We start from the raw sequence: 13,246 nt of genomic DNA on the forward strand, positions 1-13,246 counted from the left end.
CGCTTTCACTCCTCATCTATTACTCCAAATGACTTTCCATTACGTATGAACAATGTCCGGCAGTTCAATCGCCCCTGGTAGCGAAAAGGTATCAGTAGCCGGCCTTACCGTGATCACCTCAATGCCAAGTTCCTCCAAGGCATTTTTCATCTCGGGCGAGATCCCTGTATCCGTAATGACTCGGTGCAATAGGGTCACGGGACCAGCAATAGATGGTGCTACACGTCCAAATTTGCTGTGATCGGCAAGGAGGATTACCTCTGCAGACAATTCCATCATCAAGCGCTTCAACACCGCCTGTTCGATTAGGCTGTTGGACAAACCATCCGCTATCGTGATTCCCGTTGTGCCCATAAAAGCCTTGTTGGGGCGAAAACGGCGCAGCATTTCTTCCGCCAGGGGCCCAATCAGAAAATGATCTCCATGACCAAACTCGCCATCCATGGCCGGCGCAACTGTACCGCCGGTAGAGATAAGCGTAATGCCAGGCGAATCGCACAATTGATCTAAAACACGCAGCGAGTTGGTGATCACGGTGATATTGCGCCTATTTTTCAGGGCTGCAGCAAGTTGCGCTGTAGTCGTTCCGGCATCAATGACGATCGTCTCACCCTCCTGCACCATTTCTGCCGCGGTGCGTCCAATGGCCACCTTCTCCGCCACATGCAATTGTTCGCGCTGGCTATAGTGGATATCCCGCGTCAGCATGCCATGCACGCTGACCGCCCCGCCATGTGTCCGCTGGCAGAGTCCCATCTTCTCCAGGCGGATCAAATCACGGCGCACCGTCATCTCCGAAACGCCCAGCATTTCGCTCAGGCTGCTGATGGATACAGCGTGCTGAACGCGCAATTGTTCATTGATCCGTTGTAAGCGCTGCTCGGCAATCATTTTCGTGCTCTCCAAGCGCATCTTTCCCAGCAGTGTTTTGTCCAAGAAATGAGAATGGCTTCTCTGATGCCTCTCTATTACATTCCACCCTCATCATAGCACAAAAACGCTATTTTGTCAAGATTTGATAATTTCTGTCATTTTTTGTTATTTTCTAAATAACCTATCTAAACAGGGCCAATGGTTTATGGAAACAAACAAAAAGTATTTCCTAATCAAACATATTGGGTTACAAAATTGCTCAAAACATCTTGACAAATGATACAAAATATGCTATAATTACAAAAGTAATGAGTACTTACGGTCTTGTATCGAGCAACTAGGTTATCCCTCTTGACCTGATTGCTCCTAGGGCAGGATTTAACACCCGCTGAGGGGGAATTATCTGTGGTACTGGGGACAGCAATGGAGCTTTCTACTGAGGTTCGTAGAGCACAGATCGTCCAATGGGCCAATGTCGAGGGCTGGGTCAGTGTCACCGAACTAGCCGATCATTTCCATATTTCAGAAGTTTCCATTCGCCGCGACCTGGAGGAGCTGGAGAAACAGGGCTTTTTGAAGCGTGTGCGCGGCGGTGCACTGCCCGTTACCAGCCATTACCGGGACGACGTCTATGCACAGCGTGCCGCCAGCAATGTGGAACAAAAGCGCCGCATTGCCCGTGCTGCTGCTACGCTCATCCAGCCCAACGATCGCATCATCCTCGACTCTGGTTCCACTGTCGCTGAATTAGCCCGGCTCATCCCCATCCTAGTCCCCCTTGGTCAACATCTCCGCATCATCACCGGCTCATTGCCGGTTGTCGAAGCCTTGACGCCCTACCCGCAAATTCAGTTGCTCGTTCTCGGTGGAATCTATCTGCACCAATACCGTACGGTTGTCGGTCCCCAAACCCTAGCCAGTCTGCAGGGACTGCATGTGGACAAAATGTTCCTCGGTTCAGATGGGCTGACCTTGGAGACGGGAACTACCACCGCCAATGTCCTGGAAGCAGAGGTAACTCAGGCCATGGCCCGCGCTGCGGATACCGTCATTGTGCTCGCTGACTCTTCCAAAATCAACCAACAAGGTTTCACTACCGTCATGCCATTGCAGGATATAGACATCCTGATTACGGATACTGATGCGCCAGCGGACTTTGTCACAAAGATACAGGCGCTGGGCGTAGATGTACGCCTGGTTTGATAAATCTCTGCTGAAGGAGAATCCATGGACGGCAAAACAATCCGTTTGAGCAGGCTCTTCCCCGATGGAAAGCCGACCGTCATCGTAGCCATTGACCATGGGCAAACTTTCGGCCCCTTGCAGGGCATCGAGGATTTTACCGCTGCCACGGCCAAGTTGACTGAAGCCGACGGCGTGCTCATGGCCCCTCACATGATCCGTTTCTCTGGTAATCTGTTCCTTGGCCGCAACCACCCCGTGGTAATTGCACGTTTAAATTGGAACACCGTTCACTGCTATCCCTGGAATTACCACGAAGGCTGGGCAACGCAGGCTATCTCGCCCAGTACAGCCGTGGCCCTTGGCGCTGACATCCTTCTAGCCAGCCTAGTATTACAGACCGGCGATGAGGCCCATGATGCGGAAAACGTTGGCTTGTTTTCAGAACTGGCTGAAGAATGCCACAAACTAGGTGTCCCGCTCATTGGCGAGATATTCCCCGCCGGCGGCATAGAGGCGGAGCACGACCTGCAGCGCCTTCATCCTTATGTCAAAATCACTTGCCGCATCGCCGCTGAACTGGGCGCCGACGCCATCAAGACCTTTTACACAGGACCGCGATTCACCGAGATCGTGCAGGGTTGCCCCATTCCCATCTTTTGCCTTGGCGCAGAGAAACTGGAAAACGAATTGGAGGCGCTAAAACTAGCCCAACGTGAGATTGCCGCGGGAGCGCGTGGCGTGGTCTTTGGTCGCAACGTCATCCAGGCACACGATTCGGCCAGGCTCCTCCGTGCACTGAAAGTAGTTGTGCAGGAAGGCGTCAAACCAGAGGACGCTGCCGCGCAGTTTGGGCTTTGAGGCAAGCGCAAGGAGGACAATTTGCTCATCAACGATGAATATTACCAGCGCGTTGACTTGAAAGTTTATCAGGAAATCATCTTCCCGCTTTTAGGCGCTCAGATCTTGGATTTTCACGCTCATGTATGGGATAAACCACCCCCAAGTGGCGAATTGGCCCAATACCCCGAGTACAACCGAAACCCTTATACCGTTGAGGATTTACTTACAGCCGGCGCATTGATGTTCCCGCGACAAACGTATCACGCCGTATTATTCGGTGCCCCTGATCCTTATGGCTATGACTGCAACGATTACGTCGTAGAGAAAAGCCGTCAGTACGAGCACCTCTATCCCCTGTACATCCCGGACATGCGCGCCACAGAGGAACAAATACGCGAGACAGTGCGTAAAAACGGCTATTATGGCTTCAAGCCCTACTGGAATTTGGTGACGTGGAAACCACGTCAAGACGATGTAACAGTCATGGACATGCTACCAGAACCCTATATGCGCGTCGCCAACGACTGGGGACTGATCATTATGTTGCACATCCCAGGCAGCCAGCGTCTGGCGTCTGAGCACAACATTAGAGATATCCAGACCCTCGCACAGCAATACCCTAACGCCAAGATTGTCATCGCTCATATCGGACGTTCCTATGACGTGCGCTTCATCAAGGGCAAAATCGAGCGCATTTGCCACCTACCCAATGTCTACTTCGACACGAGTTTTGTCATGGACTCGCTGGTCTACAAAATCTTTTTCGACCACGTTGACCCGACTAAGGTGATGTATGGCACTGACTTGCCCATCTCCGAAGTGCGTGGCAAACGCGTTTGGATCAACAACTCTTGGGTGGATGTCTCGCGCAATAAACTGAGCTGGACCGCTTCGCGCGACCCAGCGCACCCGATTGAGGCTACCTTCATGACTTATGAAATGATCCGTGCCATGCGCGAAGGGGCGGAAGAGGCAGGGCTTTCTACCGAGGACCTGCGTCCAATCTTCTTCGAAAATGGCATGCGTTTGATTGCCGATGTACAGGCTAGGCTGAAGCACTTGTGGTCGAAATGATGGAGAAAGGATTCAACTTGACAGACATTGTGCTAAGACTAGAAAACCTAACGAAACGTTTCCCAGGTGTAACAGCTCTGGATCGTGTCTCGATGGAGGTACAACGCGGCGAGGTCCATGCTGTGATTGGCGAGAATGGCGCGGGCAAAAGCACATTGATGCGCATACTGGCTGGAGCAGAAACGCCCAACGAGGGACGCATTATCTTCGAGGGCCAAGAAGCACACTTCCACAACCCCCTTGATGCTCAACGTGCCGGAATCGCCATCGTCTATCAGGAATTGAGCGTTTTCCCCAATCTGAGCATAGCCGAGAACATTTTTGCCAATCGTCAGCCATGCACGGTAGATGGATACATATCACGCCGCCTGATGCGCGACAAGTCCTGTGAACTGATGGACATCTTCGAACTAGAGTTCGAGCCCGATGTATTGGTACGCAATCTGAACATGGCTGATCGACAAATGGTGGAAATCTTGCGCGCCATCTCGCTCAATCCCAAACTGCTCATCCTCGATGAGCCTACTTCTTCTTTGACCATGTCCGAAGCAGAGCACCTCTTTCAGTTGATCGAGCGGTTACGCGAACGGGGCATTACCGTCATGTACGTTTCGCACCAACTTGGTGAAGTACTGCGCCTGGGCGACCGCATCAGTGTTCTGCGCGATGGCACTTATGTCGGCACGGTGACGCGCTCAGAGGCAACCGAGGAAAAACTGGTGCATATGATGGTAGGAAGAGCGGTAGACCTATACAAAAACTATGGAATTCGTGTCGCACACCCCCAGCCCACCCTCCGCGTGAGGGGGCTAACATCGGAAGGGGTCTTTTCCGACATCAATTTTGACTTGTATGAAGGCGAGATCCTGGGCTTTGCTGGGCTAGTCGGATCTGGACGCACTGATGTCGCACAAGCATTGTTTGGCCTGCAACCTATCACTTCGGGAGAGATAGAACTTCTGGGCAAGCCCTATATCCCACGCGAACCTCGTGATGCCGTTGCCAGAGGGCTAGCCTATGTCCCCGAAGATCGCAAGACTGTGGGGCTTTTCCTAGAGATGACTCTCACTGACAATATCATTGCCCCGCAACTGGATCGCTTCACACGTATGGGCTTGCTAGATGACCGTTCCGCTCGCCAAACCACAGAGCAGTACATCGAACAAGTAGGCATTGTGGCTCGTGGACCCAAGCAGCGTGCTATGACGCTCAGCGGCGGCAACCAGCAAAAGTTGCTGCTTGCGATGTGGTTGGCTTCGAAACCCAAAGTGCTGATTGTGGATGAGCCAACACGCGGTATTGATGTCGGCGCTAAAGTCGAGATACATGATATGTTGCGCCGCCTGGCTGATGAGGGCATGAGCATTATGCTCATCTCCTCTGAACTGCCCGAGATCTTGACCATGAGCGATCGCATTGCGGTTATGCGCGAAGGAAAACTGGAAGCAATTATCCCGCGGCAGGAGGCAACTCAGGAATACATCATGGCCATTGCCTCAGGCGTCGTAGCAGGAGAAAACAACCAATGACTCGTTCTGCAAGCACACAAGAAAGGAATCTGCGTAGCCCCTATCTGATACTCGTCGAGCGACGCGATATCACCTTGCTCATCACCATTGCCTTGATGGTGCTGGCATTCACTCGCATTACACCGCACTTCTGGACAGCCATGAACCTGGGCACACTGGGATTGGCCACGGCCTTCAATGGCATTGTGGCCATTGGCATTACCCTGCTGATGATTAGTGGCTACAACGACCTAGCAGTCGGTGCCACCTATGGCTTCTGTGCTATCACCGTTGGCTTGCTCATTTCCCGAGGCTTCCCTGTACTTCCCGGTATCTTCATCGGACTGCTACTTGCTGTTGGAATCGGCTTGGTCAATGCATTCCTCGTCATCCGCTATAACCTCCCGCCATTATTGGCTACGTTGGGTACACAAAGCGTCATTCGCGGAGCACTGTGGCTCATCTCCGGTGGACACAGCGTTGTCGGATTGCCCGATTCCTTCAGTCGGCTTGGGCAAAACAAGTTATTGGGTCTGCAATGGCCAATCTATATTATGCTGATCACTGTAGTCGTGTTCGACTTTCTGCTGCGACGCAGCACATTCCTGCGACAACTGTACTACATTGGGATCAACAAAAACTCCGCAAGATCAGCAGGCATTCCCGTCACGCGGGTCATTAGCATAATTTATGTCATTACTGCGGTATTGGCAGCCATCGCGGGCATCTTGGATGGTGCTCGGGTAGGAGCAGTGTATGTCATGTCCGGCACGGGTTTGGAATTTCAAGTGATTACCGCCGCCGTGATCGGTGGCACTCCGCTCACCGGGGGCAAGGGTACCATACTGGGCTCGCTGCTAGGGGTGATCATCATGGCAATGCTCACCAATATTTTGAATCTAGTTGGTGTAAACATGTACTGGCAAAACGTCATGGTAGGTCTTATCCTGGTCGCAGTGGTGGCATTGGATCGCATCGTCACGCCCAAGGAGATACGGTAGGATATGGACAACACAGGGAAGACAACGATTCAGCGACTCTTTGCTTGGTTAAACGCTAGGTCCAAAAGACTATCCCCACTGCTTGGTACCCAGGTAGGTGTCCTAGCGTTGCTTGACTTGGCAATCGCTCTTGCCATTGGCACGATGAGTCCTATCTTCTTCACCGGTGCTAATATAATTGCAATGGGCGTGGCCATGGCTGGCAATGTCCTTGCCTCCATGGGTTCGACGGTGGTTCTATTGTCAGGCTGTTTCGATTTGTCGGTCGGTTCCAGTTATGGGCTGGCTGGCACCATCGCGGCAACAGCTCTCCTGCGCGGCGTGCCACTGTGGCCAGCGCTTTTCCTGGGCCTGTGCACAGGTATGTTGATGGGACTGATCAACGGCCTGATTGTCACCAAATTGGAAATCAACCCCTTTATCGCCACTATCGGCACGATGACGGTAGGGCGTGGGTTGATCAATATCCTCACACGGGGCTACAGCATCTCGGGGCTGCCACCAGAATTCATGCGTCTGGTCCATGCCAAAATCTTGGGATTGCCGCCGTCTTTCGTCTTCATGTTGGCAGTTTTTGTATTGACCGACCTTGCTTTGCGCTACTGGCGTCCGATGCGCCAGGTCTACTACGTGGGTGGCAACCCCTCCTATGCCAGACTTGTGGGCATTCACGTGACCCGTGTACGCATTCTGGCCTTTGTCTTCTCCGGTGCAATGGCGGCTCTGGGCGGCCTGTTGTTCACCGCGCGCACAGGCGCTGCCTCGCAGCAAGCAGGCATTGGACTGGAAATGATGGCTCTGGTTGCGCCATTCCTGGGTGGCGTGGGATTTGGTGGAGAAGGATCGGCATTGGGTGCTTTCTTAGGTGCTCTGCTCATCGGCCTTATCACCAATGCCATTCAACTGCTAGGCATTGCTGTTCTTTGGCAGAACGTGATTATCGGCACTTTCCTCATCATCGCCGCTTTAATCGGAATGATCAGGGTTCAACAAGCGTCGAAATTCGTGCGCCGCGAAAGGAGGAAGAAAGAGAGCGAAGTCTGATAACGCGTTGACAGAAGCAAAAGGCGCTCGCCGTGGTGCTTTTTGCAAAGACCTTCACGGCTCATATCAACTCAAGGAGGAAAATAAAATGTCGAAAAACAAGCTGTTCCTGCTGTTACTGCTGTCCACAGCTATGCTCATCACCAGTTGCGCAAAAGCTACGCCTGCCCCAACCACAGGTGGCCAAAGCACAGCACCAGAAAAAGTCGAAGAGTATGTAGTCGTCGCGCTCAACTGGCAGCACCCTTACTGGATTGACATCAAGACCGGCGGCACCTATTTCGAACAGGCCATGGAAGGCAAGGTCAAGGTCACCTTTGCCGGCCCAGAGGGCATTGACTTCCCCGGCCAGGTAGATGCGATCCTGCAACAAATTCCCAAAAAGCCAGCGGGTATGTTGGTGGCTGCCTTCGATGCCGGTGTAGTTCCTGCCATCAACCAGGCTATCGAAGCAGGCATACCGGTGGGCACCTTCGAAGCCGATTATCCCCAGGGCAACAAACGCTGGTTCTTCGTCGGTGTCAACCCCTACAAAGCTGGCTGGGCCATGGGTCCCGAATTGATCAAATATGCCGGCGAGTCGGGCAAACTGATTATCTCGACGAACATTGGTGCGTCCAACTCGGAGGAAAAGATCCGTGGCTTCAAAGACTTTCTGAAGGACTACCCAGGCTGGCAAATCGTTGCTACGGTGGATGACAAGACCCTTGTGCGCGAAGGTGCTGATGCCCTCAAGCCCGTGCTGCAAGCCAACCCCGATGTAACAGCGATCATCGGTGTCAATGCTGGCTCGGGCGGTGCAGCTGCCACCGCGGTGAAGGAACTGGGCCTGACCGGCAAGGTCAAGATCGTCTGCCAAGACCGCGATGACATTACGCTCAAATTCATCCAAGAAGGTGTCATCAACTCAACCATCGTCACCCGCACTGCGCTCAACACCTACATGGGCTTGTTGCTGCTATACCAGTACAATCACTACGACGTACCCATTACCGCAGACAACAAGAAGAACAACATCATCTGGCTGCCCAGCGAGGTAGACGTTGGCACAGTGGTGGTGGACAAGAACAACGCCGCAGCTTTCTTCCACTAGACCTATCCCAAGGAGCCAGGTTTCACCAAGAAACCTGGCTCCTATATCTTTCCCACTGTTGCGTCCAGCCTTTGTAAGTACAGGAGGTGTAAATTGTCGAGCCAATACGTGTTGGGCATAGATGTGGGCACCTCAAGTGCTAAGGTGGGGCTGATAGCGCCCGATGGCACGATCTTGCGTCTAGCATCGCAACCGTATCCCATATCCACTCCGCATCCTGGTTGGGCTGAACAAAGCGCAGAAGACTGGTGGAAAGCCATGTACTATGCCGTGCGCGAAGTGATCAGCGATGTAAATCCTGCTTCTGTTGCTGCTATCGGCATGTCCAATGCAGGGGGCTCTATGGCACTCCTCGACCAGGAAGGCAAAGAGGTACGTCCAGCAATCGTCTGGATGGATGCACGTGCTGGACGCCAGGCAGAACAACTCCTCGCACAGAAAGGGCAAGATTTCTGGATACGTCACACTGGCAGCCCCTTCCTGCAATTCTGGCCTGTATCGAAACTGCTTTGGCTGCGTGAGAACGAGCCGCACAACTTCGCTCAAGTAGTTTCTGTTCTTCACCCCTCTGATTATGTTATTCTTCGCCTGACCGGGCATAAGGTGACAGACCGTTGCACGGCGTGCGCCACTGGCTTCTACAACCTCCAGAGTGGTACGTGGAGCAAGGAAATCGCCTCGCTTGTGGGCATCTCTACAAGCATGTTACCAGAACTGGAGGACTCGGGAGCCATCGCTGGCACCTTGACCGAGCAGGCAGCAACCCTGTTGGGTTTACGTCCAGGCATACCTGTGGTGCTAGGCGCTTGGGACCAAGCCTGTGCTGTGGTTGGAGCAGGGGCAATCAGTGGGCACGATATCCTGCTCTCTACAGGGACTGCTTGGGTGCTAACCAACGTCATGCCCGAACTACACGTGGATCCATTGGCACGAGGCATCACGGTACAACACGCTCGACGCGGGCAGTATTTGTTCATGCTGGCCATGTCCAATGGTGGCTCCATTGTGGAATGGTATCGCCGCGTTTTCTCCGCTATAAGCGGCGAGGAAGAAGCCGATTTGGCTGAGAGTGGTGGACTTGGTGGGCTCCCAAGTGGCGTAGGCAAGGTACCACCCGGATCAGAGGGCTTGTTGTTCTTGCCTCATTTCATTGGCGCGGTTGGCGCCCATCCCGACCTGGATTACAGCGGCTGCATCCTCGGTCTGCAACATGGCACAGGCCGCGCTCAGATCTTCCGTTCCCTATTGGAAGCAATTGCCTACGAGACGCGCTGGGGATTGGAAGTCCTGAGCGAATTCGGCACCTTGGCACCTCGCTTGCGCATGATTGGCGGCGCCACCCGCAGCCCTATCTGGCCCCAAATTGTGGCTGACGTGACTGGTCTGCAAGTCGTAATTCCATCTCAAACAGAATGCGCTGTGCTCGGTGCTGCAAGATTGGCACAAGAAGCACTCGGGATACAAGAGCAGCCAGCCCATAGCATCCTCATTGCACGAAGCTGCGAGCCAGATATTCACTCCCATGCCATTTACAACGACTATTATACCCTTTACCGCCAGGTCCACCTCCCCCTGAAAGAAACCCTCGCGCACCTCAGGCAATTGCGCTCTACGCACTAGGGGAACATCCTTGCGAGGGCGCCCTGCGCCCAAAGGCCGGGGAATGAATTCCCCGGCTCAATGCGAGAAGCCCCTTCAGGGGCTTGTCCTTTTTTAGCCAGGGATTTCAATCCCTGACGTTCCTGCTTGGCGTGGGCAACAGCCCACGCCAGGGATGACGGCGGACTGTTGTCCGCCTGGAGCAAACCCTGCCGCCTGCGGCGGCGTGGGAGCCGCCTCTGCAAAAGCGCAGCAGGCTGGGCTCCCATGCCCAGCGAAGAGAGGATGCCGTGCAACTTGCCGACTGCCGATGGCTTGGTTATAATGGACTTCTAGACCTGACAAGTCTTGAAGACCCGTCAGGCTGGATGACAGAGGAGGACACAATGAAAAACGCATTCTACTTCCTCGCCATTGGATTGGCCGGCGCCCTGGCCGCGGACTGGCTGGGCATCCCGGCCGGATTGCTCATCGGAGCCATGCTGGCCATCGCGATAGTCAAGCTGGCCGGCTTCGATCTGGGCAAAGTGCCTTTTATCTACGACGAAGGCGGCAAGATACTGCTCGGCACGGTCATCGGCGCCACGTTCAACCGTCGGGTGCTGCTGCAACTGGGAACCCTGCTGCCCTCAGCCATTGCCGCCACCCTAGCCATGATCGCCATTGGCCTCGTCCTCGGCTGGCTGCTCGCCAGGACCACCCAACTGGATACGGCCACAGGCTTGTTCAGCCTGACCCCGGGCGGCATTGCGGAGATGGTCGCCGTAGCGCAGGAAATCGGCGCAGGTGCCACTATCGTCGCTACGCTGCAATTCCTGCGCCTATCGAGCGTGGTCATCCTGGCGCCTGTCATCATCCACTGGTTCTTCTCCTGAAAGGCGGTGACTCCTTGCTCATGCACATCCTCGTCTTGTTGAGCGTTGGACTTGCTGGTGCCATCGTAGCGCGGCGTATTAGGATGCCTGGCGGCACATTCCTCGGCGCGATGATCGCCACCGGCGTCTTGAGCCTCCTTGCTCCCGATTCCCAGCCCCTTCCCGAGGGTTTTCGCTCCATCGCCCTCGTGTTATTGGGCATCAGCATCGGCGCATCGGTGGATCGTGCAGCTCTGTTCAGTCTGCGCCGTGTGCTGCCTTTGGCGGCAGCGCTGATTGCCGTCCTGATCGCTGCGTCCATCGGTCTGGGGTGGATCGTCTATACCCATTTTACTCAAGACATCTCCGCTGCAACGATTCTCCTTGGCATCATGCCGGGCGGAGCCAGCGGCTTGTCTGCGGCCGCCCTTGACCTGGGCGCGGAGGCATCCATCGTGGCCTCGCTGCACTCGGTGCGCCAGTTTATCGTCTTTGGATTGTTGCCTTTGCTCCTGCGTTGGTTCGCCCAATCAGGAAGGAACAAACACAACTGAGGTTCTTTATGCCTACTATCGCAAATACGCTACCTCCACCATCCATACTCCTGGACGCATTGCTGGCCAGCCTGCCCATCCTGGCCGTCCTCGTCCTGATGCTCCGCTATCGTTGGGGCGGGGCACAGGCTGGAGCAATTGGCTGGGTCTTGACCCAACTCATCGCCTTGCTCTTCTTCGGCGCTAGTCCATCCGTCTTGTTCTACGCCCAATTGAAGGGCATACTTCTGACCATCTACGTGCTGTACATCATCTGGGCGGCGCTCCTCTTCTACCGCGTGACCGACGAAGCTGGCTTGGTGCGCGCTATCGGTTACTGGCTGCCTCGCCTGACCCCAGACCGAGCGCTGCAGGCGCTACTGCTAGGCTGGATCTTCAGTTCCTTTCTCCAAGGCGTGGGCGGCTTTGGCGTGCCCGTAGCCGTCATTGCGCCACTGCTGGTAGGCTTGGGGTTCTCACCTACAACTGCCGTGGTCATCCCATCCGTCGGACACGGCTGGGCCGTCACCTTCGGCTCGCTTGGTGCTTCGTTCTATGCCTTGATTGCCGCCACCGGACGCAACGGCAGCGAACTAGCGCCACCCGCGGCACTGTTCCTCGGGTTGGCTTGCTTTTGGTGTGGCGCAAGCGTATTGTGGGCGGCAGGAGGGAAACGCACCCTCCGTAGTGGCTTGCTTCCGCTGCTGGCCATCGGATTGACCATGTCCATCTCGCTTTTCCTCGTCGTAGCGCGTGGATTGTGGGCTTTGGGCAGCACCATCGCTACCTTGCTCGGATTGGGAGTAGCCGTCGCCTGGTCGCGCTGGCGTCAGAGCAACGAGGCAGCCACTCGCAGCGCTGACAATCCTCCTACAGCAGGAAACGCCAGCGCCATCATACCACCTGGCTGGGCACTGCTCCCTTACCTCTTGCTCATTGCCATCGTATTGGCAGCCAACCTGCTCACGCCGGTAAGCGATTTCCTGGGGCAGGTAGTTATTCGCTTCGACTTCCCAGAACTAACTACTGCGCGCGGCTGGGTCACGCCCGCAGGCCCTGGTCGCACCATTGACATCTTCGGCCATGCAGGCGCGCTGCTGGTGTACGCTTCCTTCATCAGTTATGTCGTGTTGCGCTGGCGAGGCTATCTAACTCCTGCAGCCATGCCACGCATCCTGCGCGGCGTCATCAACGGAGCACTGCGCTCCAGCCTGGGCATCGCTGCCATGGTCGGCATGGCCGCCACCATGGAACATGCCGGCATGACCTACCTCTTGGCCAGCGGGATCGCACGGGTAGCAGGGAGCGCTTTCCCCATGGTTGCCCCGTTCATTGGCGCACTGGGCGCTTTCATGACCGGCTCCAATACGAACTCCAACGTAGTCTTCGGCAGCCTGCAGCAACAGATCGCTCTCCTGACGCATATCAGCCCAGTGATTATCCTGGCTGCGCAGACCTCTGGCGCCGCCATCGGCTCTATCTTCGCTCCCGCCAAGATCATCGTCGGATGCAGCACGGTAAAGCTGGGCGGCAAAGAGGGTGCCGTTTTGGCAGACATCATGCGCTATGGGCTGCTCATGCTCGCCTTTCTGGCTCTGCTGACCACTGTCGCAGTCTATGCCTTGTCAGCCATGTAGGGACG

13 protein-coding genes are annotated in these 13,246 nt (G+C 55.0%); 11 read left to right on the plus strand and 2 right to left on the minus strand.

All coding sequences use genetic code 11. The features are described 5' to 3' along the window. Positions 1 to 39: 39 nt before the first annotated feature. Positions 40 to 936, minus strand: a complete 897-nt coding sequence (locus H5T67_05650; protein ID MBC7244802.1) for a DeoR/GlpR transcriptional regulator — start codon at positions 934 to 936, stop codon at positions 40 to 42. Between the two features lie 360 nt (positions 937 to 1,296). Between H5T67_05650 and H5T67_05655 the strand changes: the two genes are divergently transcribed. From H5T67_05655 to H5T67_05690, 8 genes are all read left to right on the plus strand, one after another. Beyond that, a complete protein-coding gene (locus tag H5T67_05655; protein MBC7244803.1) occupies positions 1,297 to 2,076 on the plus strand; it encodes a DeoR/GlpR transcriptional regulator in 780 nt (259 codons plus the stop codon). A gap of 24 nt (positions 2,077 to 2,100) precedes the next feature. After that, on the plus strand, positions 2,101 to 2,916 hold the full coding sequence (locus H5T67_05660) for a hypothetical protein (GenBank protein ID MBC7244804.1): 816 nt from the start codon (positions 2,101 to 2,103) through the stop codon (positions 2,914 to 2,916). 21 nt (positions 2,917 to 2,937) lie between these two features. Beyond that, complete coding sequence (locus H5T67_05665) at positions 2,938 to 3,972, plus strand: amidohydrolase (GenBank protein MBC7244805.1); 1,035 nt, start codon at positions 2,938 to 2,940, stop codon at positions 3,970 to 3,972. Next, a complete protein-coding gene (locus tag H5T67_05670) occupies positions 3,969 to 5,501 on the plus strand; it encodes a sugar ABC transporter ATP-binding protein (protein ID MBC7244806.1) in 1,533 nt (510 codons plus the stop codon). The genes H5T67_05665 and H5T67_05670 overlap by 4 nt, the downstream gene beginning before the upstream one ends. Next, positions 5,498 to 6,481 carry an ABC transporter permease gene (locus H5T67_05675; GenBank protein ID MBC7244807.1) on the plus strand — a complete coding sequence of 328 codons (984 nt, stop codon included), beginning with the start codon at positions 5,498 to 5,500 and terminating at the stop codon, positions 6,479 to 6,481. The genes H5T67_05670 and H5T67_05675 overlap by 4 nt, the downstream gene beginning before the upstream one ends. Before the next feature lie 3 nt (positions 6,482 to 6,484). Further along, entirely contained in the window at positions 6,485 to 7,525 is a 1,041-nt protein-coding gene (locus H5T67_05680; GenBank protein MBC7244808.1) for an ABC transporter permease, read from the plus strand. A gap of 88 nt (positions 7,526 to 7,613) precedes the next feature. After that, the gene (locus H5T67_05685; protein ID MBC7244809.1) at positions 7,614 to 8,618 is read left to right on the plus strand and encodes a substrate-binding domain-containing protein; all 1,005 of its coding nucleotides are present in this window, start codon (positions 7,614 to 7,616) and stop codon (positions 8,616 to 8,618) included. 93 nt (positions 8,619 to 8,711) lie between these two features. After that, positions 8,712 to 10,238: a hypothetical protein gene (locus tag H5T67_05690; GenBank protein MBC7244810.1), complete on the plus strand. Its 1,527-nt coding sequence runs from the start codon at positions 8,712 to 8,714 to the stop codon at positions 10,236 to 10,238. Positions 10,239 to 10,331: 93 nt separating this feature from the next. On the opposite strand, the gene H5T67_05695 is transcribed toward H5T67_05690, so the two are convergent. Continuing rightward, the gene (locus H5T67_05695) at positions 10,332 to 10,616 is read right to left on the minus strand and encodes a hypothetical protein (GenBank protein MBC7244811.1); all 285 of its coding nucleotides are present in this window, start codon (positions 10,614 to 10,616) and stop codon (positions 10,332 to 10,334) included. Here H5T67_05695 and H5T67_05700 point away from each other — a divergent pair. Genes H5T67_05700 through H5T67_05710 form a run of 3 tightly spaced genes read left to right on the plus strand, consistent with a single transcriptional unit; the run spans position 10,604 to position 13,241 of the window. Then, positions 10,604 to 11,092 (plus strand): AbrB family transcriptional regulator, encoded by a 489-nt coding sequence (locus tag H5T67_05700; GenBank protein MBC7244812.1) that lies wholly within the window; start codon positions 10,604 to 10,606, stop codon positions 11,090 to 11,092. The genes H5T67_05695 and H5T67_05700 overlap by 13 nt on opposite strands. Positions 11,093 to 11,112: 20 nt before the next feature. Further along, positions 11,113 to 11,625: an AbrB family transcriptional regulator gene (locus H5T67_05705; protein MBC7244813.1), complete on the plus strand. Its 513-nt coding sequence runs from the start codon at positions 11,113 to 11,115 to the stop codon at positions 11,623 to 11,625. A gap of 8 nt (positions 11,626 to 11,633) precedes the next feature. Beyond that, positions 11,634 to 13,241 (plus strand): L-lactate permease, encoded by a 1,608-nt coding sequence (locus tag H5T67_05710; GenBank protein ID MBC7244814.1) that lies wholly within the window; start codon positions 11,634 to 11,636, stop codon positions 13,239 to 13,241. Positions 13,242 to 13,246 lie beyond the last annotated feature (5 nt).

The organism is Chloroflexota bacterium, assembly GCA_014360905.1.
GTDB lineage: Bacteria > Chloroflexota > Anaerolineae > UBA2200 > UBA2200 > JACIWX01.

Bases quoted from the DNA above. Each gene is read 5' to 3' on its own strand.
- H5T67_05655 (MBC7244803.1), top strand. From the start codon at position 1,297: ATGGAGCTTTCTACTGAGGTTCGTAGAGCACAGATCGTCCAATGGGCC.
- H5T67_05660 (MBC7244804.1), top strand. From the start codon at position 2,101: ATGGACGGCAAAACAATCCGTTTGAGCAGGCTCTTCCCCGATGGAAAG.
- H5T67_05670 (MBC7244806.1), top strand. From the start codon at position 3,969: ATGATGGAGAAAGGATTCAACTTGACAGACATTGTGCTAAGACTAGAA.
- H5T67_05675 (MBC7244807.1), top strand. From the start codon at position 5,498: ATGACTCGTTCTGCAAGCACACAAGAAAGGAATCTGCGTAGCCCCTAT.
- H5T67_05680 (MBC7244808.1), top strand. From the start codon at position 6,485: ATGGACAACACAGGGAAGACAACGATTCAGCGACTCTTTGCTTGGTTA.
- H5T67_05685 (MBC7244809.1), top strand. From the start codon at position 7,614: ATGTCGAAAAACAAGCTGTTCCTGCTGTTACTGCTGTCCACAGCTATG.
- H5T67_05700 (MBC7244812.1), top strand. From the start codon at position 10,604: ATGAAAAACGCATTCTACTTCCTCGCCATTGGATTGGCCGGCGCCCTG.
- H5T67_05695 (MBC7244811.1), bottom strand. From the start codon at position 10,616: ATGCGTTTTTCATTGTGTCCTCCTCTGTCATCCAGCCTGACGGGTCTT.
- H5T67_05705 (MBC7244813.1), top strand. From the start codon at position 11,113: ATGCACATCCTCGTCTTGTTGAGCGTTGGACTTGCTGGTGCCATCGTA.
- H5T67_05710 (MBC7244814.1), top strand. From the start codon at position 11,634: ATGCCTACTATCGCAAATACGCTACCTCCACCATCCATACTCCTGGAC.